The organism is Leptothoe sp. ISB3NOV94-8A (assembly GCF_043421595.1).
GTDB lineage: Bacteria > Cyanobacteriota > Cyanobacteriia > Phormidesmidales > Phormidesmidaceae > Leptothoe > Leptothoe turfae.
Window position 1 is genome coordinate 2341058 of the sequence record NZ_JAXSQW010000001.1, and the last position, 24423, is coordinate 2365480.

Sequence of the window (24423 nt, forward strand, 5' to 3'; positions counted from 1 at the left end):
ATGAAAAAGCGTCGAGCATTATTGGTTGGGGTTCCTGAGTATGAAAGTGATGCACTTGAGGATTTGCCGGTCGTACGTCGTGATTTAGAAATTCTGCACTCTACGCTAGAGAATACTGGATATAGCGTTGGAGCAATTGGGTCAGAAGGTATTGAGCAGACTGGTCAAAACAAAATCCTGAAGGCACTTCGTAAGGAATTACGTAATGCAAAGGGATTAGATGTATTACTGCTCTATTTTTCGGGACATGGCATACATTATGAGGGTAAGGATTATCTGATCCCCTCAGACGCTGATTTTGACTATCCTGATGATCCTGTTTTTGCCCAATATCTAATTGCTCTAGACACATTAAATGATGCCATAGACAAATGTAATGCCAAAACTGTTTTGTTTGTTGTGGATGCTTGTCGTCATGGAGTCAAACTTGGTGTTAAAGAGATTGGTTTAACTAAATGGAGCCAAGGTGATGTTAGAAAGGCAACACATCGCAGTTATATTTTAGTATTTGCCTGTGGAGCAGGGCAGGTTAGCCAATATGTACGCGGTGAAGATGGATTTAGCCTATTTACCCAAGCATTTTCTCAAGCATTAGATGCTGAACATCCAGCTAGTAATCTCAGTGAAGTTTTAGAGGCTACCCAGAATGAGCTAAACAATCTTATTGAGACTCATAGTAGAAGGCCACAAAAAATTCGTCGTCTGTTGGAAAGTGAAATTGAAGACGACACACTTCAACGCGTTATCTGTGAAGGAATTCAGCCTGACGAAGATTCTGAAAGTAGTCTTGATCCTTGGTCTATTGTTGTACTAGATGCACCCTTATGGCCAGAAGAAGCTAACGACGAAAAGTCAACAGCTTATCAGCTCAAAAAACAAGTTTCAGAAATTCTAGCAGCTTGCTGGCAGCAGTGGAAAAGGACAAAGGATCTGCTGCCAAATGATGCCTGGAGAGATGAAAATTTTCCAGTAAGGGTATTAGACCGTCTTGATCTTTTAATCACACGTTCTGATCCACCGCTTGAGCTTAGCTTAGCTGAAGTTGCTCTGATTGTAACAGTACCTTTTGTATGTGAAGCACTTTTAGCGAGTGGTGTTGCAAAGGCGTCTCAGAATGACGCATTATCCTTAGAGGCAAATTGCAAAAGAGAAAAATTACGCATCCAATTAGATAATTTACATCAGGCTCAGCCACGATTTATAAGAAAGGCTAAGCGATTAAAAGAACAAAAAGATTTTGCGTCAAAAGATGCTGTCATGTCGTGGTTGATGCATCGTTGTTTAGTAAAATGTTTAGAGATTTGGCAGCCTGAGTCTGAAGGTGGATATATATCTGATTTGCTTTTACAAGGCTTGCATCAAGCAGAGAAAAGTAATCAGAGATTGGTTCGAGACACCTTAACCAAGGATAGATTGATTGAACTCTCAAGATGTATGCTGTCAAATTTTGAGAGAATTGATCGTAGTGATAGACCTGAATCATTGCAAACAGAGGTTTCTGTTGTTGGCCGTAGCTATAGAGAAGAACAAAAAATCAGAGAAAAACTTATTGCCTATTTGTTAAAGCTAAGTGCTTCATTAGCAATTGACGTACGAACATTATCAGAGGTGATTGTTGATCATGTAGGACTGTCTGATCCACTTTCTTTAGAAGAAACACTTGAAACGATTTCAAAAGCTAGTTGGAGGCCTGCTGGTCAAGGTCGAAAACTTGTTATTGATTGCGGGCATCAAGCAGTTGATCTTGCATTACATGAACATGTTGAATATTGTAGCGATGCGCTAGCTCATGTACTACAGAAAGTTGTTAATAATGTTTCAGGACTAGAGAGTTTATCAGGCTTACTTAAGTATGTTTTGCCGGATGGGATTAAACCTATTCTCCATAATGGAGAGCCTGCCTATCAAACGCCTCATATTAATTTTCAGCTTTCCCATGACGAAGTTAGGGAATTGCTTATGGGAGAGCAGCTTTATGGTGATCCAACATTAGCAATCAGAGAACTTTACCAAAATGCTTTGGATGCATGTCGTTATAAAGAAGCGCGTCTAAAATACCTGAAGCTTACTAATGAGAATCAACAAAAAGAGAAAAGTTGGGAAGGAAAGATTATATTTCGCCAAAGCATTGACAAAGAAGGTAGAGCTTATATTGAGTGTGAAGACAATGGTATCGGCATGAGCATGCAGCAGATATCTCAGTGTTTTGCTCGTGCCGGCAAGAAATTTTCAGATTTGCCAGAGTTTATAGAAGAACAGGCAGAATGGTCCAAATATGGTGTAAAGCTTTATCCAAATAGTCAGTTTGGAGTAGGGGTACTTAGCTACTTTATGCTAGCTGATGAGATCGAAATCTCTACATGCCGTTTTAGTAGACAAGGCGATGTTGGTGAATATTTTGATGTCAAAATTCCAGGTAGCAGCGGTTTATTTCGGGTACGTAGTAGGGGTAATGGAGAAAGATCTGGGACAACTATTAGGCTGTATTTGAATCGTTCTCACCACAAAGGAAAACTGATTTCCTGTATAGAGACTTTGCGCCAACTAGTCTGGGTTGCAGAGTTTGAAATGGAAGCCTACCAATTTGGTAGACGAGACATTTGGGAACCGGGAAAGCTTAAACATCCTCAAATCTTGGAATCTGACTGTATTAGTTGCACAAATGAAAATATGCAATTGTGGTGGGTCCCTTCTGATGAGTTTAGGGCAAACGGATGGATACTAGCTGATGGAATTAAGACAGAAAAGCGTCAACCTGGTTTTATAGTTAATTTATTTGGTCAGTACAGACCAAAACTTACTGTAGATAGAAAAGATATTGTTAATTGGGATAAGAGCTGGGTTAAACAGTGCCTTGAAAGTAGCTTAGTCAAGTTATTGGATTGGGATAACTTGAGCATGAGTTGGCTTTGGGTAATGTCCAATAGGTATCCAAAGTTCACTTCCTCCATAGTTGAAATCTTAGGTCAAGCTAATAAACTAATCGAAATAGATCAGAACTCTTTCCTAAAAGATAATCGAGTTAATATTTCAAAAACAAAATGCTTTTACCTTGACAGAAGAATAAGTTGGCTCAGAAATGGCTTTACTTCATTAAGTTTTTTTGCTAATCAAATGCCATGGTGGGTTCTGCCATATCGATTGTTTCTTTGGAGTGAATCTAAAGTAACAAAAGATCTTTTCGTAGGTTCAAGACGGGAAGTTTTAGAAAAATTTTCCAACAATAGTCCAGAACTAGGCTCCGAAGATTCCATGTGTATAACATTAGGCGAGGAATATGGATTCCCTGATCTGATTCATGAAACTGTTTCGCCAGCCCATATTGTACTAGCGGCATCAAAGAATGGAGAATCAATTCAGGAAACAGTTAAAAGATTTGAAAACTTTTCAAAACTGGGCCTAAAGATTCCAACCTACAATTCTTCGGAAATAGACAACGTAGAAATATCAGATGAGGATATAATAGCCCTTTCCAATAACCTAAGTAAATTTAGTACATCACCATTAGAAAGCCATAGCATCTCAATACCTCGATTAGTTTTATTGGCGATAAAATTAAGTGAATCTCTTCCCGAAGTATATCAGAGGTTCTATAAATTTAGAGCGTTGGGGCTAAAAGTGCCAGAAATAGATCCTGAGAAACTAGAGAACATATCGATTGAACAAGAAGATGTTATATTACTCTCCAGTAAACTTGATGGGGAACAGCCTTTAGAAGAGAATTTTGTTTCTTTTGGAAGGTTACTTCTCGGAGCCCAAAAACTTAATGAAAGTGTTTTTGAATCATATAACCGGCTTAAGAAGTTTGAATCTTTAGGGCTGATAATCCCTTCGCTAAAAGACGATCATTCAAGCCTAAATCATCTTAGCGAAAAGTCAAATATCTTCTCTATAAACTTTGATGGTGTCGCACCTTGGGACAAAGAAAATATTGACATTAGTCGTATTCTAGCTATTGCAAAGTATTTGGATGTCACTCCCAAAGATGTCGTTGAGCTTTTGAATAAGTATGAGGGTTTTGGATTAAGAGTTACATCTATTGATTCATCTAGTTTAGTTGCCTCACAGAAGATTTCAGATGAGTTTTATAAGTATTTATCACGTTTATTTCGTAATGGTAGTTCAGCTAATAGCCTGAAAGTTTCTGATTTTGTATACCTTGCCGCCTCGTTTGAAGAAAGAAGCTCAGAGATTGTATCGTTTTTTTCTGAGTTTGAATCCTTGGGTTTTAAGATTCCAAAAATATCTTTTTCTCATTTAGATGATCTGATGCAGGATGAAGATAACTTAGTCGTTATCTCAAGAAAACTTAGAAAATACTTGGATAATTCTGAAGATGTTCTGCAAAACGAAAGCATTCATATTACGAGGATTTTAGGTGCTGCCTTGATTCTAGACGAATCGTACTCAGAGATAATCAGTAGGCTGTCCCTATTTTCAGAAATCCTAAATTTAAAGTTACCTGAAAGTTGTGAAAATACATAAAACTAGCAGCGAGAGCAGGCTTCTCTCCATACTCTCGCTTGTTCGCATTGGAATTAATTAATTGACTCTAAGGCTTAAGAAATGCGCTTTCTAAGTCCTAGCGCAGACAGGCCAAATAACGCCAGCGCAGACACTACACCCGGTTCAGGAACTGGAGCAATCGTTCCTTCTGAAGTAAGCAATAATGAAATCTCATCACTGTATACACGCCGCTCAGTGCCTAGCAAACTGTAGTCACTGTCAAGCAGCGGAAAGCTATACACTGGAGTAAAGGTGACTGCCGTATTCTCTCCCTGACGCTCAAGGTTCACTTCAAGATGGCCGTAGTGTTTACCCCCTTCAATGATCTGTAAAACACCATCAACCTCTTGCCACAGCTCGGGTTCATCCTGGTCAGCCGTCCATTGGCTGAAAGCGTTATACCCTAGGGGTTGGCCATCCTCTGTGCGAACTTCGCCACGCAGACCGTCCCCTGCAACACCCACATCGTAGTATTGCACGCCAACGCCATCGCCATCTTCGTCAACAAAGCTGCGCTCAAACATCTCGCTATGACCTGAGAAAACAGCAACAACACCATACTCTTCAAATAGGGGATGGTACTGACGCAAGGGCGTTCCCCCCTGACCACTGGAAAGCTCATGATTCATCGCAAAACCATGGGTACCGCTAGAGTAAGGGGCATGGTGGAACTGAGCAAAGATGATTTGACCATTGGCACGGGCATCTTCAAGCTGTTCAATTACCCAATTCCACTGGGGGCTGCCAGGATTAAAGTCAGCTAAGTCAGTGCCACCAGCTGCTTCATACTGTTCACGAGTATAGTTTTGCTGAGTATCAGTACCGGGGCCAGTAAATTCCAGACCGCTGATTTTCGGGGGCTGGCCTTCGCCACCATAGTTATCGCGGATATCGTCAGGCTCACCATTAGAACTATCTAAAGTGAGAATAGTAATCGGGCCGTAGTCAATGCGGTAGTAGTTGTCTTGATGCTCAGGTGTGCCATTGTCAGGCGCATCAAAGTACGTGTGGAACTTATCACGGCCAAACTTAGGCCCAAAGCGACCATCGGCATCAATACCATAGCCACCATTGAGAGCACCAAAGTTCTCCCAATTGCCTAGGGCAGGCAGCAATGGATACTCAGATAAACCACTATCAACCTCACCCGCATTGTGACGGAAGAACTCATCCCAGCCAGGCTGATAGCCGCCACCCTGCATCAGGTCTCCAGGCATCATCAAGAAGTCGGGCTGACGACTGTTGACAATAGCGAGGTTAGCCGCATACCCTTCTGTTTCAGTCAGGGCATAGCGGAGGCGAGTACCGGTTGTGCCAAAGGTCTCAGTCCACAGGCTGCTCTCTGGATCGGGACGAGCTGCTGACCCTGGTGCTAAAGCTCCCTGCTGCCAATCACGACCAATGAGACGACCTGCCGGTTGAGTTTCACTATCGGCAAAGGTAATAAAGCGAATGCTATCCCAATCAGCTGCAGTGGGGGCTGTTTTGAAGGTAGAGTTGAATATATTGTCACCCAGAGCAACGGTGTAATCGTAAGTGGCGTTGGGTGCTAAGCCACGTACATCAATCGTGTGCTTGTAGTTATTATCACCCAGTAACCAGGAACCTTGCCCCAGATCACCAATTTCCTGACCCTTTTCGGCATTGGTGTAAGCCAAAACGGGTTCTAAGGAAGGATTGCTAGTGAATGTGAGGGGTGTAGTGAGATCAGCCCCAGTAATCGTGAGGGTACCCGCAATGTCTGCTTCAGTGAACCAGGTGAAGTACATGCCGTCGGAAGACGGCTGTTGCAAATAGGGGTTTACACGAAAGGTGGCTGCCTGGGCGGGCAAGACAGCCATTAGGCTCGTGCTTAGCGTTGCTAACAGAGCATGGCTAAACAGCTTAAAACGATTTGAGGGCATAAGCTCAAGCGATAGATGTGATGTTCTTTAAATCAGGGGCATTGCTGATCCGAACTATGATTTCAGCTGAAAGACATGGCTAAATAGCGCATCTTCCAGATCGGTTCATCCCAGCAGCGGTAAAGGCTGGAAGGAGGCTTCTCAGCGGGCGAAAAATACGCCAGTAATGAAGATCAAATGAGAAGAACTTTAATAAAAGATTAACTGAAGTTGATTAACTTGGTCTTTCTCTTTTAAGAGAAGCTTATCTTCAAGGAAACTTTACGCGGTTAGCCTGTCTGTTGGCTTGCCTTCACAAAAAGTTTGGTGGTGCTCCCCGAGCGGAGTCGAGGGGAGCGAATAGTTAGTTCCAAGTAGATTTCTACTCCCTGAGGAGAGTCAGTCGCCGTTCCCTGAGCGGAGTCGAAGGGAACCATTTAGAAAATTTTTCTGCATGATGGAGGTGGACATCGGAATGAAACACACTCCACTGATTGGCAAACGTTCAAACAAGTCTTAGTCAGAAACATCATAAATCAAGCAGGAATCTACTCAGATGATGCTGTAGGTAAAGGCCAGATAGATGGTGAAAACCGTACGTTACAGAACGATATGTAGACGTTACGCTATCGATGAAAGGCAACGCTGAAAATTCCTTATCTTGCAACGTGAAGCATCCTTGCCAAGGAACGAAAAATTATGGAATCTCTAATTGATTGGCTGCAGCAGATCGACATCTCAATGTTCGGTGACCTTAGTGAATTTGACTGGACAAATATTGCTACCTACGGTGTATTAGCCTTGGCACTGGCAGGTGTCGTTTGGACAACAGCAAAGAGTTTAGTTCAGTTCCTATGGCAGAAAACCGAAGGATTTATAGGGTTTACCGTCAGCACTCTGGTTGTTATTTCCTTGTGGTACACCCTTTTACGTGTTCACGTCAGCATCTCTTTTAATCTAGATAAAGAAGTCTTTGATAATCTTCTCTGGTTCTCCGCAGTTCTTTTTACACCTTACTATTTAATCCATTACAAACTCCTAACAGGTTTTATATTGACCGTAGTCAGAAGTATAGAGCTTGTACTTGACCTGCTAATCTTCTCCTGGTTTCCACAAAAAGCAGAACAGAATCGTGAGAAATGGAGAACCCGGATCAGTAACCTATATCAAAACTGGAAAGATGGCGTAGAAGCCTTGTTCCAAAAGGAAAAAACAGGAGTTCCAACAGCTGAGATGCTATTGGATACCAATGAAGGCACCAATCTAACGGAAAGTTCCACAGAAGCGGCTGGAGATGCTGAAGAGTTAGGAGAACAGCCAGCATCGTAGAGACACTGCTCGCGAAAAGTGACAGTTGATCGAATATAAGGTGCGATCGCACCTACCCATGTCCCTCTAACCAATGCTTTTAATGGTTAGAAGGATTAACTATGGCTACAGGCAGTCGATTTGGAAAATCCAGGTTTACCATAAAATCAAATACCGAAACCATGGTGGTCCCTCATGCCTAATACACGGTTAAATCGTCGCACGCTTCTGAAAATCGGCCCTGCCACCCTCGTTTCATTTCTATCAGCCACCTGTAGCCGCTCACTATTGACCAAAAACACTACACATCAGACGGCCCAGGCTCTGTCACCCACCCCCGCCTGCGGTCATGATGCAACCACACCATCCCAAACCGCAGGTCCTTTTTATACCCCTGATTCCCCAGAACGCCAATCTTTATTAGAGCCAGGGTTGCCGGGCACGCCCGTGTTAATTACAGGTCAGGTGCTCTCGTCGCAGTGTGTGCCCGTTGCTGGTGCTTTAGTAGACTGCTGGCACACCAATAACCAAGGTGAATACGACAATCGTGGCTACACCTTTCGCGGTCATCAGTTTACAGACACAGATGGACGCTACCGCATTGAAACCATCGTGCCCGGTATTTACCCTGGGCGCACCCGTCATTTCCATATCAAGGTACAAGCTCCCAATCAACCTATTCTTACCACTCAGCTTTACTTTCCAGGGGAGCCTGCCAATCAGGGAGATTTTCTCTTTAACCCAGCTCTTTTAATGGCTGTAGATGATAGCGATGGTCGTAAAAAAGCTGCCTTTAACTTTGTCCTGGAAACAACTTAGATGCTGTAATTAAGTTTAGCTGGTTTGATTAAAGCTGTGTCGGCGATAAATCCACGCCGATCATGTTGTGAATAATATCCGAAACGCAGTCTACGGTGGTGATATATTCGCCATCAATTTCGACACTTACGCCAGCCTCAGCCGGTTGATTAATGTCTAAACGATCCCGTGCCCAAGACACTATATAAACCGTGTCTTTATTAGGAATGCTGATGGAATAATTTTCATACCGGCCAATCCCCTGCCACTGAAATGTGGATGCTTCCTCGCGAGGCACGTCGAGTACAAGTTCGGGCTGCTCTTCCGGGCCAAACACATACTTGATGACGGTATCCCGGTCATATAGGGCAATCAGCTTATCCTCAGCGGTATGACAGGAAAATAAGACCTGGCCACTATCGGTAGAAACGGGTTGGCTAGCAACTGAGGGGGCTTTTGTTACTGGATTGAGTTTGTCAGGATTAGAGTCGGGGTTTAGTGCGATCGCACCCTCAGCAGCTATATCCTCTTGAACCAATTCATCTTGCACTTGTACGTCATCAGCGACACGATCAACACTGTCTTGACGATCAGCTGGCCCAGAAGCGGCTGCGCAGCTGCCCAAGAATGTTATTGCACCGAGTAAAAACACACCGTACTTAAACCTTGGGAAGTGCGCCATACGCCTATGCCTCTGTAATTAACAACAGCTGGAACAACACAATTACAGCATTGCCAACCGCTCTCTCAGCAGTTTTGCCTGGGTCTCTGCTTCAACCAGAGAGTCCCGAGCTTCCTGAACCACATGGGCAGGAGCCTTAGCGACAAAGCCCTGATTACTCAAACGACCATTGATGGACTTAATTTCCCCTTCCACCTTAGCCAGAGACTTCTCGATCTTTTGCTTCAGCGCATCCACATCCACCAGACCCGTCAGCGGAATCAGCACCTGCACAGTACCAAATACACCGGCAAACATCTGTCGAGTGTCTCTGATGCCTACAAGCTTCTGTGTGAGTTCTGCATCATATTCTGGCGCACTCTCATCCTTGCTAAAGGTACCGACCACTTCATCCCAGAGACCAACTGTGTTATCCCAAAGCTGTCGACGGTTGGCCGCTTTTAGCAGATAGCGACCACCAAACCAAGCCGTGTAACCCACACCAATCATCTGGAAAAATCGACCAACGAATGGCACTGTATTGATGCCAGAAATCACAGCTGCCGCCAATCTCAACCCCAGAGCACTTAACCCCAGAAACAGTAGAACAGATGCAGGCTTTTTAGCGGCTTTGTATGCCTGTCCCATATAGCCGAGGGGATGCTTTAGAAGAGTTTGCACTGCATCTATACCATCCGCCCAGTCAATTTCTGGTAGTTCACCAGACTCAGATTTCTCGGAATCGTTAGAGGTATCTGGCGATGTTGCTTCACCAGCAGTTTCTGCCACCGCTAAGGTCTTTGCTGTCAACGTGGTGCTACCAATTGTTAGCGTCTCAACCTTGGCCGCATCCTTGAGATACACCTGAGTTGCATTCAGAATACGGACTTCATTGGCATCATCGGTTTTAAGAATCGCTTCAATTTTGGCCGAAGGTTTGACACCTGCGGCAGCCCGCAAGTTACGAATGGTGCGAATAGTACCAATTAGTAGGTCAAAGTCTTTCTCCAACTCAGCATCCACTAGCTCAGGTCGCACGGTGGGGTAGGGCTGCACCGCCAGATAACTATCCTCACCCGTCTGAGTCAGTGTATGCCAAACCTCTTCAGTGATGTGGGGTGTAAACGGATGCAACAGCTTGAGAATACCGTCAAGAACAAAGGCTAGCGTCTGTTGTGCCACCAGCTTTGAATCCTCATCTTTTCCATAAAGACGGGGTTTCACCAACTCAATGTACCAGTCACAAAAGTCTCCCCAGGTAAACTCATACAGCACCTTGGCAGCTTCACCCATGCCATATTTGTCGAGATACTCTCGGGTATTTGTAATGGTCTGGTTAAACTTGGAGAGAATCCATTTATCTGATAGTTCTAACTTGGTAGGTTCAGGCTCACCCAAATCCGCTGGAGTTTTGCCCCCCAGATTCATCATCACAAACCGAGAGGCATTCCACAGTTTATTGGTGAAGTTTCGAGACGCTTCCACCGAAGATGACTCATCAGTCTTGCGATTATAGTCCAGGCGAATATCTTGACCCGCGCCAGCCACTTCACGAATCAGGGTGTATCGCAGAGCGTCGGTGCCGTACTTGTTGATCAACACCAGCGGATCGATGCCGTTGCCCTTGGACTTGGACATCTTCTGGTTTTTTTCATCCCGCACCAGACCATGGATATACACCGTTTCAAAGGGCATGGTGTCGGTAAAGTGTCCCGCCATCATCGTCATACGGGCCACCCAGAAGAAGATAATGTCAAACCCGGTGACCAGGGTGGTGGTGGGGTAGTAAGCCTGGAAGTCCTTGGCATTTTCATCGGGCCAGCCCATGGTTGAGAAAGGCCACAGACCGGAGGAAAACCAGGTATCAAGAACATCGGGATCTTGCTTTAGCTGCACGCCTTCGCCAAACTGTTCAATTGCTTTAGCGCGAGCTTCTGCTTCTGACTCAGCGACAAAAAATGGTGTGGTGTCGGTAATTTCACCATTGGTTTGACTCACAGCATACCAGGCAGGAATCTGGTGCCCCCACCATAGCTGACGAGAGATACACCAATCGCGCAGATTTACCAGCCAATCACGGTATACCTTGGTCCAACGCTCAGGAACAAACCGGGGAGACTGATGATTATCCAGCGCATCCAGAGCGTTATCGGCCAGGGGACGAATTTTGACAAACCACTGGGTAGATAGCAGCGGTTCGACCGGCACCTTGCCGCGATCGCTATAGGGAACGCTATGCTTATAGTCTTCTATACGCACTAGCGCATCCACGTCATCCAAAGCCGCAACAACTTGCTGACGCGCTTCAAACCGATCAAGGCCTTCAAAGCGGCCTGCGTTTTCATTCATCGACCCATCTTTATGCATGATGGTGATCATGGGCAGATTGTGGCGCTCACCCATGGCAAAGTCATTGGGATCATGGGCCGGTGTCACTTTGACACAGCCGGTCCCAAATTCTTTGTCCACATAGTTGTCAGCAATAATTGGAATCTCACGACCTACCAACGGTAACGTTAGCGTCTTACCCACCATCTCTTGATAGCGCTCATCCTCCGGGTTAACCGCTACTGCCGTATCACCCAGCATGGTTTCGGGACGTGTGGTAGCAACTTCCACATGGCCAGACCCATCGGTCAATGGATAGCGGAAGTGCCAGAGATTACCATCTACCTCTTTGTTTTCAACCTCAACATCGGACACCGCTGACTGACTGGCAGGGCACCAGTTAACCATATAGTTGCCGCGATAAATTAGTCCTTCTTCGTAGAGCTTAGTAAACGCTTGTAATACAGCCTTTGATAGGCCTTCATCCATAGTGAACCGCTCACGGGTCCAGTCTACCGATACACCTAACTTGCGCAGTTGGTTAACAATGGTGCCGCCAGACTCTTCTTTCCATTGCCAGGCCCGCTCTAAAAACTTTTCACGGCCTACATCTTCACGGTTTTTGCCCTGGGCTTTCAGTTCTTTTTCAAGAATGGTCTGCACCGCAATACTGGCATGGTCGGTTCCTGGCAACCACAGGGTATTACGCCCATTCATTCGCTGGTAGCGTACCAGGGTGTCAATTAATGCATTCTCAAAGGCATGACCCATGTGTAGGCTACCAGTGACATTCGGTGGTGGAATCACCACACAAAATGGATCGCCACCATGGTCTGGATCGGCCTTAAATACAGCATTGTCTTCCCAAGCGGACTGCCACTTGGATTCGGTCTGGGAAGGATCGTACTGGCTCGATAAATTAGGGGCGGTCATTTCCTTAGGGGTACCTTGAGCGCGATATTAATGACTAACTAACCAATGTTAGGCCATAACCGGAAAGTGTCGCAGGACTGGTGCTGTATCGGCTTGAAATTTTGGGAAATAGGGAATGGGGAGTGGGCAATGGGGGGAAATTTCAAGCTTGGCAATAGTCATTTTCTTAAAACAAACGGGGGTAGCAATGCTACCCCCGAAGGCTTCTTTATCTAAGGATTTCACCTAGGCAGTAGGCTGATCCCTACTGCTTATGCCCTATTCCCTTTAAAGACTAAAGCTGCTCTTCCAACTCAGGTGTGCCTACCACACCACCTTGCTGGGTGCCAATGGCTTCCTGCTGACGCTGACGAAAATCAGCAGCGGCTTCGTCAATATCGCGATCGGTTTTTTGGCTAAACTCACCCTGACTTAGACCATCGGCGCGACGAGCATTGCTTAGCAGGTCAGTCAAACTAACGCCGCTACCACCGAACACTTCATTATTATCAGAATCACCGCTTAAATCCTCAAACCCACCATTGGATTGAGCTAGTGCTGGAACGGTTGCAAAACCTAGGACCAAACCTAGACCTATTACAGAAGCGAATACATTTTTAAGGATGCTTGCCATAGGAAAGGTTACTGTGAGTTTATTTGCTATGCATTATGCCCATAGTTTAGCAAGACTATTTAGGGTTGATACACCTGTAGGCAATTTTTTTAATTGGCTAACTGGGCTAATGCTCTAGTGGGGGATCCGAAAGGCTAAAAATTGGTAGCATCAACCCCCAAATAATGGCAGCCAACCTCAATCCAGCGACTATTGTCATCCCCACCAGAGCGGCCCAGGTCTGCACCATACCCAACCTTTGTAACGCCAGATAGACCATAATGCCGACGATGGCAGCGGTTGCGTAAATTCGACCTCGCCTCAAAATCACTGGAATATTCACCAACAAGACATCCCGCAGAACGCCACCAGCAGCACCGGTAATTGTGCCCATGACGATCACGAGTAAGGCTGCCAGGTTGCCCTGTTCGGCAATTTGGGCACCGCTAATGGAAAATAAGGCAAGTCCAAAGGCATCGGCGACTAGCAAGGATTTATGGGGAGGACTAAAAAATTTGGTATAGACCACCGTCAGCAACGCTGATCCTAAAATTACAGATAGATACACTGGCCTTTCGATCCAAAAGACCGGATGCCGATCTAGTAAAATATCCCGTACAGTCCCGCCACCAATGGCTGTAACCACTGCAATCACGACCACACCTAGCAAATCCAGGTGCTTGCGTCCCGCTGCTAAGGCTCCACTGATGGCGAAGACAGCAACACCCACTAAATCTAGAATATGCAGAATCACTGTCTATACCAAGCTTAGGCAATACGGCGATTAATCAATGGATACGCCAACGCTAGGGCACCACTACAAAAACCGGCCAGCAGCAAGATGGACGTACCCATGGAAATATCACCCCAGGGAGCCTGCATGACGATGTTGCTAAAGCTCCAGTTATTGTGGAGATAAAGGTAACGAATGGGCTCAATGGCATAGCTGAGGGGGTTTAGGCTGGCGATGATGCTGAGCCAGCGGGGCATAAATGATAGGGGCACTAATGCTGTACTTGCAAACAGCAGCGGCAAATTAGTCACAAAGATAACGGCGATCAGCTCAATGTGCCCCGGTAACGCAAATGCCAGCCCTAGACTAAAGGCGGTTACGCCCAGCACCAGCATTAAAATAATGGCCACCATCAGCCCTAAACCAGCAACACTGGGCAACCCCGCACCGAGAAATGTACTGAGGCCAACAATGGCAGCGGTTTGCACCATGCTCATGGCGGCGATAAACAGCGCTGAGGCAATCACGATGGAAAATCGAGACACCAGTGGAGCCACTAGCAACCGGTTCAAAAAGCCAAACTCTCGGTCGAACATCACTGGCAATCCAGCATTTAGTGCCCCACCAAAAGCCGTAAATACGATGATGCCAGCTCCAATGAACTGTCCGTAGTTAACACTATCGCCAAACAATCCCTGGGGCACGTTTTGGAACAACGCACCAAACAGAATCAGCCACATCAAAGGCTGGATAATGCCAGCCGCCAGTGTAGAGGGTCGGCGCTGTAGCTGAATAAATAGGCGCTTGGTTAGAGCTAAGGTTTCTTGGATAAATTCGCTGAGGCCAGGGGCTGCGATCGCATCATCTTTCCACTGCTGTAGCTGACTGTTTTGAATACTGGAACTGCTCATTTCTAGATATATAGTTATGAGTTGTGAGTTTTAAGGTCTAAGTTTTGGATTAGAGCCTGTTGCCGCTGGGCTAGTTTCATCAATAAACGTAGGGCATCATTAACGTCTTCAGCCTTGGGAAAGGCTTGAGCAACATCAGGATCTAGCAGTACTAGGTTAGTGCCTTGACGATACCTTTCAAGATATTTTCCACGAACACTACCCTGCATTTGGGCAAAATCATACTCAGGTCTGAGGGTATCCTCTAGGTTATTGTCAGAATCCTTCTTCATAAAACGTTCTCTCTTTGCGAGTAGCTTTTCGAGCACTGATGATTCGGAGTCTTTGATCTCGATCCGTATGTGCAACAACTAAGAGTAATCCAATAATTGATGCTCCAATGATAATGTAGCGATTTTCTCCAACTGAATGATCTGGATCTGGAAATGTGATAGACAGCGGATCATTAAAGACAGTTGCGGCTTCTTGAAATGAAACACCATGCTTCTCGAAATTAGCTGCGGCTTTATCAGGATCCCATTCGAACTCCATACTTAAAAAGGGTACATCTCCACCTCAAAATACTTAGCAAGCACGAACTAATAACGCTCTGCAACACGCAACACGCAAAATTACCAGCTAACGTTTCATATTTTGCTGTTTCATTTCCTTTTTCATATCCCGCTTACTAGCAGCGGCCATTTGCGCATCCATAATGGTGCGCCCCGTTGCCGCCAGGTACACATCGTCCAGGCTAGGCTGCGACTGGGCAATGCCAAAGGTGGGTAAACCTGCCTCTTTGAGGGCTTTTTGCACTGTCATTAGAGCATCGGCCTCAGACTCTACCACCAGATTTAGGGAATTCCCTTGGGCGCTATTGACGATCACCTCTTGCACCACAGGCAATCCCTGAAGCATCTGACTGGCCTGTTCTGCCTCATTCAAAGGAGTAAACTCCCGGATGCGTAGAGTAATGCGCTCACCACCGACTTTAGACTTAAGCTCAGCAGGGGTACCGGAGCTGATCACCTGACCCTGATCGATAATGGCAACTCGATTTGCCAGGGCGTCAACCTCTTCTAAATAATGGCTAGTAATTAAAATCGTTGTACCCGCTGCCTGTAGCTGGCGCAAAAATCGCCATACCGCTGAGCGGCTTTCGATATCTAGACCCACTGTCGGTTCATCTAAAACTAATACATCCGGCTGATGCAGCAAACCAGCAGCTAAGTCCAGACGCTTTTTCAACCCACCGGAATAGGTGCCCGTTTTCTGATCAGCCCAGTCGGTTAACTCCAGCAACTCAACCATCTGGTCAATGCGGGATTTGGCCAGTTTAGTGGGCAGATGATAAATTGCCGCCTGCAATTCCAGCAGCTCTCGGCCAGTCAGGACCTTATCTAGAGCAACTTCTTGAGCGATATAGCCCAGTCGCTGTCGCACCCGCCGTGGATCCTGGATAACTGATATCCCCATCACCTCTAGATTGCCAGCATCGGGCAATGCCAGGGTACACAGACAGCGAATCGTCGTAGTTTTACCGGCACCATTGGGGCCAAGTAAACCAAAGATTTCTCCAGGTTCAATCTGTAGTGATACATCCTTCAACGCTAAGACATCGCCATAGCGTTTTTGAAGGCTTTCAATGACAACTGCAAGCGGCTGCGACATCCTAAACCTCACGTAGGTGCCCTTTGGGGCTGACGAATCACACTACATTGTAATTGTGATTCGTAGCCTAGGGTATCAGCTTGAGTTGGGAAATCTTGGCCAGGTGAGGCCAAGTGTCCTGTAGAGGATCACAGTCATCCCGAGGATCAGCAATGCCGATCAGCTAATGAAAGTGCCACCCAAAAAACCGACCAGGGCTTGCACCGTGTACCGTGTTACAGGCAGGCTATCCACCACCATAGCTGCTGACAATAGCATCATGTAAAAGATGGAATATTTGAAGACACCTCGAGCCAAGTCGCGATCACAAGGGCACTGCTTTAAATCATAGGCTTTTTGTAGAAATAACCCACCCAGCAATAGTGCCAGCAGACCATATAGCCAACCGCAAGCTTCCGTCGGACACACCATGAGTAACGTCACGGGCACCAAAAGAATGGTATAGAGCCAAATTTGCTTAGCAGTCTCTTCATTACCTACAATCACTGGCAACATGGGCACATTCACCTTGGCATAGTCATCTTTAATCAGTATGGCCAGTGCCCAAAAGTGAGGGGGTGTCCATACAAACACGATGGCAAAGAAGATCCAGGCGGCCCAGCCTATATGGCCAGTAACCGCAGCCCAGCCAACCATGGGAGGAATCGCCCCGGCAGCACCACCAATAACAATATTTTGGGGTGAAGACCGCTTTAACCAGTGGGTATACACACCGATGTAAACAACAATACCGGCCATCGCCAAACAGGCCGCCAGCAGATTGGCAAATCCAGCCAATAGGGTAAAAGATGACAGCGCGAGTAGCCCTGCAAAGATCAGTGCATCCCGTACTTGAATCCGCCCGGAAGGAATTGGGCGATCGCGAGTACGTTCCATATCGTAATCAATGTCGCGATCATATACACAGTTGATGACCTGAGCAGATGCTGCCGCCAGCCAACCGCCGATCAGTGTGACTAACACCAGCAGTAAGTTTGGATGCCCCTGCGCGGCCACCCACATACTAGCCGCTGTTTCAATCAACAGTAGAGGAATGATGCGAGGTTTTGTGAGCTGATAATAACTGCGAAAGACTTGATTAATGTTCTCGTGGTGAACCTGAGAAGCAATATTGGAGGGCTGCATAAGGGATCAAAAAAGAGTATGAAGGAGTCCGTAGGAGAAAGGAGACGTTAATCTGGAAAATACTGGCTGAGGACAAGTCTGCAAGATCGATGCATCCCCTAAATCAGCAACAGCATCAATATCTTAGTTTTGAGTTATTTGTTGACGATCTATTTGTTGACGATCAGTGTTGACACCAAAAGCGTCGCGTAAAAAATCTGACCGCGTACCACTCAAAATACTCAGTCAGCTGAGAAGAGCAAAGCTCAAAAAAAACTAAGACTTAATTAACAAGGGGCCGCTTTCAAAGAATCTATCCCTTATGGAGAGGACAGTAAAACAAACTAAGGTGCCTAATAAACCAGCACCTACGGCTTGATGACAGACCGTTAGGGTCTCAACTTGCAGATGAAGTCGGAAGGTGGCAAGGCCGAGAATGAGTTGGAGAATCAGGAGCCCAAAAGCAAGTTGAGCTTGCGATCTCAACACATTATCCAAAGCAGGCGTGCGCCAGACAAAAACAGCCAATAAAATTACTGCTAGGCTAGCAGGAATTATGCCAATCAGGTGGGCGTTTACAACATTACATAACTCCGCCAACCCAAAACATTGATGGGCCGCCCAGCGGGAACCGACCAAACCACCTAACAAGCTTTGGGCATAAACGAATACCACCGCTAGGCCGCTCAGCCAGGATAATTTACCGGCAGTTCCCTTAGCCTGATAGGGCAAAAGTGCCATGCCCATGGCCAACAGAGTGCAAAACACCAAAAGTGCAGTCCCTAAATGGGCGGTAACAATATCAAACCGCAACAACTGTGTCACCGTAAGACCACCTAAAACACCTTGGAAAATAACTAGAAAAAGAACAAAACAAGCTGCCCAAGGTACCCAATTTGGCAAGGATTCACGCCACCGCATAGCGAGTACTACTAAACCAATGGCCATCAGGCCAATCAGCGAAGCATCCAGGCGATGAAACCATTCTAGAAATACTTGTAAATTCATCTGTTGGCTAGGCACAATTTGCCCATAGCACAGTGGCCAGTCTGGGCAGGCTAACCCTGCATTCATCACACGAGTAGCACTGCCAATGGCCATCAATATTAGAGTTGCTATAGCCATTTTCCACACCCAGCGGCGCAGATAACGCACTGGATCAAACCCAGAGACACTGTCTGCATGGAGAGCGGATAACGAGGAATGAGCCATGAATCTAAAAACTCTCTTAAGAAATTGAGAAGTTGAAACCGATTAACAGAAACACTTCTCTACAGAGTAGAAAATTTTTTTACCTTCGATGAAATACATTTAGCATTTCTTCTCGTTTGGTGTGATTTATAAAATTTCCTTAAAATGATAACGTCTTCTCCATCAGGCAAAAACTCCAGAAACACTTGTTATTCAGGGCTTTTAGCCACATTGACATACACAAAGACAAAAAGAATCTGAAGAAAATCCTTAAATAGCTAAAATCAACTTTACAAAGACTGTCATTTACGAAGAGATAGCGTTACCTTGAGGGGAGTTTTAGAAAATCCTTTCTATCCGTCTTTTGAATTCTATTGATATTGCTCTACGGTTCACCCCAATAACCCCATGAACGTTACGTTCAGTTACAGGTTAATGAATTGATACAGCTTACTACCTGAGGCCGACAATTTGTCGAGAATACCCTATCTTAGGTAGCTGCACTTTAGAACAAGTAGATTTTCTTGTGTCCAAAGAAAAATAAGCGTCCTTAATCTGTTTTCTCCACTCCATCGTTAACCCATTCTATTTTTATACAACGGACCACCCCACAGGAGAGTGTTCAAATCGTGAACGGTATTCCTACTTCTATTGTCACCATGCTGATCGGCGTTGCCGTTACGCTGATCAGTCTTTGGTACGGTCAAAACCACGGTTTGATGCCTGTAGCCGCATCCACCGAAGCCAGTGAGGTCGATCAGTTATTTAACTTAATGATGACCATTGGTACCGGGCTGTTTCTCATTGTTGAGGGTGCCCTGGTGATTTCCTTGATTCGATTTCGTCGTAAGAAAGGGGATGAAACCGACGGTCCTCACATTGAGGGCAACATTCCCCTGGAGATTCTTTGGACGGCGATCCCAGCCATTATTGTGTTAGGTCTCTCGGTATATAGCTTTGAAATTTATACCGAGATGGGCGGTCTCAATTTAATGGAGCATCATTCCTCTAAGGCAGTCCAGCTTGCCTACGCATCATCGAATGAAGATACATCCAGCTATCCCATGGTGGCAGCGTCTGGTTTGGGTAAACCGCCTGCTCCCGGTGAATTAGCTGAAGATACCCTCAATATTGATGTACTGGGCCTGCAGTTTGCATTTGTCATGACGTACCCTGACACTGGCATTGTGGATGGTGAGGTCCATGTTCCCGTTGGCAAATTGGTAAAGCTAAATCTCAAAGCACAGGATGTGATTCATGCGTTCTGGCTGCCGGAGTTTCGCATTAAGCAAGACATGATTCCGGGGAAGAAAACAACTTTGGTGTTTAAGGCAACACGAGAGGGTACGTACCCTGTTGTCTGTGCTGAACTATGTGGCTCTTACCATGGCGGCATGCGCACCCAAATGATCGTTCATTCTCCTGAAGAGTATGACGAATGGGTACAGAAACGTATTGCTAGTGGATCCATCGACCTTTCAACAGCCATTGCAGCCGCCAGCCAAAAACCAGCTGAAACCGACACTGAGTATTTGGCTCACTTTAAAGATTCTCTGCATATGCCAGCGGAGCCTATGCCCCATTCCCACATGGATATGGCGTTGATGCCTTAGGGGTTGGCATTGCCAACCCTCCATCCTTAGAACGTTCCTTTTCTTTTTCCAATTCTTCCTTGACGATTCACATGGCACAAGCAGAGGCTGTAAAAACACCTGATCCCTCACCGTCTCCTCAACAACCTTTGGGTAATGAGCGTAAGTGGACTCACTTTTTTACCTTTAGTACCGATCACAAGGTCATTGGTATTCAGTATTTGGTGACGTCTTTTGTGTTTTACCTGATCGGTGGAGCGCTGGCGACGGTGATTCGTACGGAGTTGGCCACACCGGCCCCGGATTTTATTACTCCTGAGACCTATAACGGGGTGCTGACGCTCCACGGCACCATTATGTTGTTTTTGTGGATTGTGCCAGCGGGAGCCGGACTTGCTAACTATTTGATTCCGTTGATGATCGGGGCCAAAGACATGGCCTTTCCCCGAATTAATGCGATCGCATTTTGGCTGATCCCCCCCTCCGGCATCATGTTAGTGGCCAGTTTCTTTTTCGAACCGGCCCAGGCTGGCTGGACATCTTATCCCCCACTGAGTCTCTCCAATGGCATGTTGGGCCAGGGCATATGGATTATGAGTATCCTCATCGGTGGAACCGCATCGATTTTGGGTGCTCTCAACTTCCTGGTCACCATTTTGAAAATGCGAGTGCCCAGTATGCCGCTGCTCAAAATGCCGTTGTTTTGCTGGGCCATGATTGCTACGTCCTTGCTGATTTTGATCAGTACACCGGTTTTGGCAGGCGCATTGATTCTGCTTATGTTTGACCTGGTGGCTGGGACCGCATTCTTTAACCCCACAGGCGGGGGCGATCCCGTTGTTTATCAGCACATGTTCTGGTTCTACTCCCACCCAGCGGTATACATCTTTGTACTACCTCTGTTTGGAGCAATTTCCGATGTGCTACCAGTCCATGCGCGTAAGCCCATCTTTGGCTATCGTGCCATTGCCTACTCCAGTTTGGTGATTAGCTTCTTGGGTCTGATTGTGTGGGCCCACCACATGTTCACCAGCGGTACTCCACCCTGGTTGCGCATGTTCTTTATGATCACCACCATGGCCATTGCGGTGCCAACGGGTATTAAGGTCTTTGGTTGGACTGCCACACTGTGGCGAGGCAAGATTGCCTATACCAGTGCCATGCTGTTTGCCATTGGCTTTATTGCCATCTTTGTGATTGGCGGTATTAGCGGTGTAATGCTGGCAGCGGTGCCTTTTGATATTCACGTTCATGACACCTACTTCGTCGTAGCACACTTCCACTACGTTCTGTTTGGGGCATCCATCTTTGGTATCTACATGGCCCTATACCATTGGTTCCCCAAGATGACTGGGCGGATGTTGAATGAATTTTGGGGCAAGGTGCACTTTATCCTGACCTTTGTCGGCATGAACCTCACCTTTATGCCCATGCACCAGCTGGGGCTACAGGGCATGAACCGACGTGTCGCCCTGTATGATCCCGAGTTTACAGACCTGAATGTGTTGGCCACTATTGGTGCCTACCTGATGGCAGTATCTACGGTGCCCTTTATCATCAATGCTATCTGGAGCTGGCACTGGGGTGAAAAAGCGCCGACCAACCCTTGGCGGGCACTGACGTTAGAGTGGCAAACGCTGTCTCCTCCAGCCCATGAAAACTTTGAAGGGGTACCTGAACTCAAAACCGGTCCCTATGACTATGGTCTGGGTTACATTCCGGTGAAAGACGATCCTGACATTTACGAAGAAGCGATCGCAGCGGCAGTGGCCCATGCGCACTAATGGATAACTTTCCCCTCCCAGGAGGGGATGATTTTAGAAAAGATTTGGTTTAGATGGATTCTTCTTTGTTACTCTCCTCCTATGCAAAGCTCAGCTGTTAACCAAGCCGATACTGTTGTCGTCGACCATAGTGATCACGCCCATGACGAACATCCCGATTTACGAATGTTCGGTGTGCTTGTCTTCCTCTGTGCCGAGAGCATGATCTTTCTCGGTCTGTTTATCGCTTACCTCAGCTTTCGGTTGATGGCCCCAGCCTGGCCCCCAGAAGGAACCGAAGGTTTAGAGCTACTACTACCGGGGATCAACACCATCATTTTGATTTCCAGTAGTTTTGTGATTCACAACGCTGACACAGCCATTAAGCAAAACAATGTCAGTGCCATGCGTAAGTGGTTTGCGATCACGGCTTTAATGGGAGCCGTCTTCCTGGGTGGACAAATCTATGAGTACACCCATCTAGAGTTTGGACTAACGACCAATATTTTTGCCAGTACCTTCTATGTATTGACTGGGTTTCACGGTTTGCACGTATTGTTTGGCTTACTGATGATGTTGGCGGTATTATTCCGTTCTCGAAAGGCGGCCCACTACTCCTATGAAAATCACTTTGGCATCGAGGCGACAGAACTTTACTGGCACTTTGTTGATGTCATTTGGATTATCTTGTTTGCCCTGCTATACCTGTGGCGCTAGCTAAAACCTGTGGCGCTAGCTAAATTTTTAGAATTCACAGCAAATCCCTGGTAGATAGCCTATCCATCAGGGATTTGCTGTAAAGCCGATTGTGTTAACTACCCTTCTGGCTGAAACCCGTCCTTGGTCATGACCCCAAGGGAAAGGAGTTCATAACCCGTTCTAGTATCGGGATTGATGCTAACCCTAAGTAAACGCACAGCATCATTGGTATTACTATCGATGGCCTGTTGAACGCCTTGCCGTGTGGGCGACTGCTTAAGCCCCGTAATCACTGCCTGAGTCAGATTGTAGCTGGCAGAGGTGCTCCAATCTGTTGATTTTTCCCAAAGGTCTTGGGTTGGTTCGCTAAAGGGAGATGCAGCACTTTGATAAAGGGCCTCTGGCACCGCCAAAATAGTCCCGGTAGCCATTGACCCAAATAGATTTAAGACCTCTGGGCTAAAGAGCTCATGTCCGCCAAAAACGTGACGATAAAAATGGTCAACCTGATCGTTAGGGATAATTTCAATGGATTCCGTTGCAGTTTTGAGGGGACTATCTCCTGGTGATAGAACAAAGATTTCTGCCGTTGGTGTTTCAGTGGGGGGACTAGCGGATAATTCAGCCAGGTTCACCTCAGCTGTCATCGTGCCTTGATTAGCCTGAAGAGCCTTTTCAAAATTAGATTTAAAGGCAAGGCTGGAGTCACTATTGCCATCGTAGAAAAGAATGGCAGTGCGGTGGTTTAGCCTTGCCATGTAAAACGCTAAGGCATCTGCAATGGGCAAATCGTTGGCCAGTAGTTGCTTAATGGCCGGGCTGGCACCTGCACTGGTGGAGACAAAGGGCAGAGCACTGGCCGTGTAAATCTCCGATGTAGCATTGGCAGTTTCTGTCGTATTGTGACCAAGCACACCCACAATATCGGGGAATTCGCTGAGATCATTGGCAATTTGCTGAGCGATCGCAACATCTTCTTGATCATCAGCCAAGAAAATCCGCAGCGATTTCCCTTGAATGCCACCGGCCTGATTGATTTCTGTCTGAGCCTGGGCCACCCCCCGCAACAGGCTTGAAGCTGTTGTGGGATCTGACTTAAGTGGGACAACAATAGCTAAACCATAGGCCTCTTGCTCACCAATGCGAGCATTGTTCAGGTAAACCAATGTTTCCGGGTCAGAAACATCTGCTCTACGTGCACGTTCAAAGGCCGTAACGGCAGCACCGTAGTCTCCAGAAGCGATGGCTGCCGCCCCTTCCTGCTTAATGGACAGCGCCGACGTGGCCAGCAAAATTTGCTCACCTTGACTCAGCTGGCTGGGAAACCCTTTCAACGCGTCTGACTCAGGTGTCTCAAGCTGAATTTCTTCAGACGCCGTCTGCGCAGTGCCATCGCTTAGACCTAACTCACCACGACTGATCCACGTAAGTCCTAAGAAAGCAGCACCCAGGATACCCGTTGCCACTAAAAATACCTTGATACTAAATAGATCCTGGCCTGTTTCCGTTTTCCGGAAATCACCTCCACCGTCGGGTGTCATAGCAATATAAGTGGGGATAGATAGTCATGAATGTTCAACTATTTTTTTGCAGATGAATTAACTCATAAACAAGGTCAATACAAGGCAACATACACGAAAAGTTTTGCGTTTTTAACACACCATACAGTTTATTCATATGGGCAAATTACCGAAACACCTAGAACCATTAGAAAGTTGAGATAGGTAATAACAAGTACACCTCCTTTTCATGAATACCGGTCATCTCGTGT

18 protein-coding genes are annotated in these 24423 nt (G+C 46.3%); 6 read left to right on the forward strand and 12 right to left on the reverse strand.

Annotated features, from left to right (window positions below):
- On the forward strand, nucleotides 1–4485 hold the full coding sequence (locus SPB21_RS10160) for an HD domain-containing protein (protein WP_499866469.1): 4485 nt from the start codon (nucleotides 1–3) through the stop codon (nucleotides 4483–4485).
- A 74-nt stretch (nucleotides 4486–4559) separates the two neighbouring features.
- On the opposite strand, the gene SPB21_RS10165 is transcribed toward SPB21_RS10160, so the two are convergent.
- Complete coding sequence (locus SPB21_RS10165; protein ID WP_499866470.1) at nucleotides 4560–6410, reverse strand: metallophosphoesterase family protein; 1851 nt, start codon at nucleotides 6408–6410, stop codon at nucleotides 4560–4562.
- Nucleotides 6411–7088: 678 nt separating this feature from the next.
- On the opposite strand from SPB21_RS10165, the gene SPB21_RS10170 reads away from it, so the two are divergent.
- Nucleotides 7089–7718, forward strand: coding sequence for a hypothetical protein (locus tag SPB21_RS10170; protein WP_163669461.1), 630 nt, complete (start codon nucleotides 7089–7091; stop codon nucleotides 7716–7718).
- Nucleotides 7719–7892: 174 nt separating this feature from the next.
- The gene (locus tag SPB21_RS10175) at nucleotides 7893–8516 is read left to right on the forward strand and encodes a dioxygenase family protein (protein WP_163696159.1); all 624 of its coding nucleotides are present in this window, start codon (nucleotides 7893–7895) and stop codon (nucleotides 8514–8516) included.
- A 28-nt stretch (nucleotides 8517–8544) separates the two neighbouring features.
- Here the strand turns inward: SPB21_RS10175 and SPB21_RS10180 are convergent, their stop codons facing one another.
- From SPB21_RS10180 to SPB21_RS10225, 10 genes are all read right to left on the reverse strand, one after another.
- Nucleotides 8545–9177 (reverse strand): hypothetical protein, encoded by a 633-nt coding sequence (locus SPB21_RS10180; RefSeq protein WP_163696158.1) that lies wholly within the window; start codon nucleotides 9175–9177, stop codon nucleotides 8545–8547.
- A gap of 42 nt (nucleotides 9178–9219) precedes the next feature.
- A complete protein-coding gene (locus SPB21_RS10185; protein ID WP_499866471.1) occupies nucleotides 9220–12417 on the reverse strand; it encodes a valine--tRNA ligase in 3198 nt (1065 codons plus the stop codon).
- A 274-nt stretch (nucleotides 12418–12691) separates the two neighbouring features.
- Nucleotides 12692–13030, reverse strand: a complete 339-nt coding sequence (locus SPB21_RS10190) for a hypothetical protein (protein WP_163669445.1) — start codon at nucleotides 13028–13030, stop codon at nucleotides 12692–12694.
- A gap of 106 nt (nucleotides 13031–13136) precedes the next feature.
- Nucleotides 13137–13763, reverse strand: a complete 627-nt coding sequence (locus tag SPB21_RS10195) for a TRIC cation channel family protein (protein WP_163669443.1) — start codon at nucleotides 13761–13763, stop codon at nucleotides 13137–13139.
- A 14-nt stretch (nucleotides 13764–13777) separates the two neighbouring features.
- Nucleotides 13778–14653: an ABC transporter permease gene (locus SPB21_RS10200; protein ID WP_163669441.1), complete on the reverse strand. Its 876-nt coding sequence runs from the start codon at nucleotides 14651–14653 to the stop codon at nucleotides 13778–13780.
- A gap of 14 nt (nucleotides 14654–14667) precedes the next feature.
- Nucleotides 14668–14925, reverse strand: coding sequence for a hypothetical protein (locus SPB21_RS10205; protein ID WP_490793086.1), 258 nt, complete (start codon nucleotides 14923–14925; stop codon nucleotides 14668–14670).
- Nucleotides 14909–15184, reverse strand: coding sequence for a BrnT family toxin (locus tag SPB21_RS10210; protein WP_499866472.1), 276 nt, complete (start codon nucleotides 15182–15184; stop codon nucleotides 14909–14911). The genes SPB21_RS10205 and SPB21_RS10210 overlap by 17 nt, the downstream gene beginning before the upstream one ends.
- Before the next feature lie 87 nt (nucleotides 15185–15271).
- A complete protein-coding gene (locus SPB21_RS10215; RefSeq protein ID WP_499866473.1) occupies nucleotides 15272–16303 on the reverse strand; it encodes an ABC transporter ATP-binding protein in 1032 nt (343 codons plus the stop codon).
- 159 nt (nucleotides 16304–16462) lie between these two features.
- Nucleotides 16463–17428 (reverse strand): heme o synthase, encoded by a 966-nt coding sequence (locus SPB21_RS10220; protein ID WP_163696148.1) that lies wholly within the window; start codon nucleotides 17426–17428, stop codon nucleotides 16463–16465.
- A 255-nt stretch (nucleotides 17429–17683) separates the two neighbouring features.
- Nucleotides 17684–18619, reverse strand: coding sequence for a COX15/CtaA family protein (locus SPB21_RS10225; protein WP_163696145.1), 936 nt, complete (start codon nucleotides 18617–18619; stop codon nucleotides 17684–17686).
- A 638-nt stretch (nucleotides 18620–19257) separates the two neighbouring features.
- Between SPB21_RS10225 and SPB21_RS10230 the strand changes: the two genes are divergently transcribed.
- From SPB21_RS10230 to SPB21_RS10240, 3 genes are all read left to right on the forward strand, one after another.
- Nucleotides 19258–20211: a cytochrome c oxidase subunit II gene (locus SPB21_RS10230; RefSeq protein ID WP_250565432.1), complete on the forward strand. Its 954-nt coding sequence runs from the start codon at nucleotides 19258–19260 to the stop codon at nucleotides 20209–20211.
- A gap of 71 nt (nucleotides 20212–20282) precedes the next feature.
- Nucleotides 20283–21974, forward strand: a complete 1692-nt coding sequence (ctaD, locus tag SPB21_RS10235) for a cytochrome c oxidase subunit I (protein WP_163696143.1) — start codon at nucleotides 20283–20285, stop codon at nucleotides 21972–21974.
- Between the two features lie 81 nt (nucleotides 21975–22055).
- Entirely contained in the window at nucleotides 22056–22670 is a 615-nt protein-coding gene (locus SPB21_RS10240; RefSeq protein WP_163669430.1) for a cytochrome c oxidase subunit 3, read from the forward strand.
- 98 nt (nucleotides 22671–22768) lie between these two features.
- Here SPB21_RS10240 and SPB21_RS10245 read toward each other — a convergent pair whose 3' ends face one another.
- Entirely contained in the window at nucleotides 22769–24193 is a 1425-nt protein-coding gene (locus SPB21_RS10245; RefSeq protein ID WP_499866474.1) for an ABC transporter substrate-binding protein, read from the reverse strand.
- Between the last annotated feature and the right edge of the window lie 230 nt (nucleotides 24194–24423).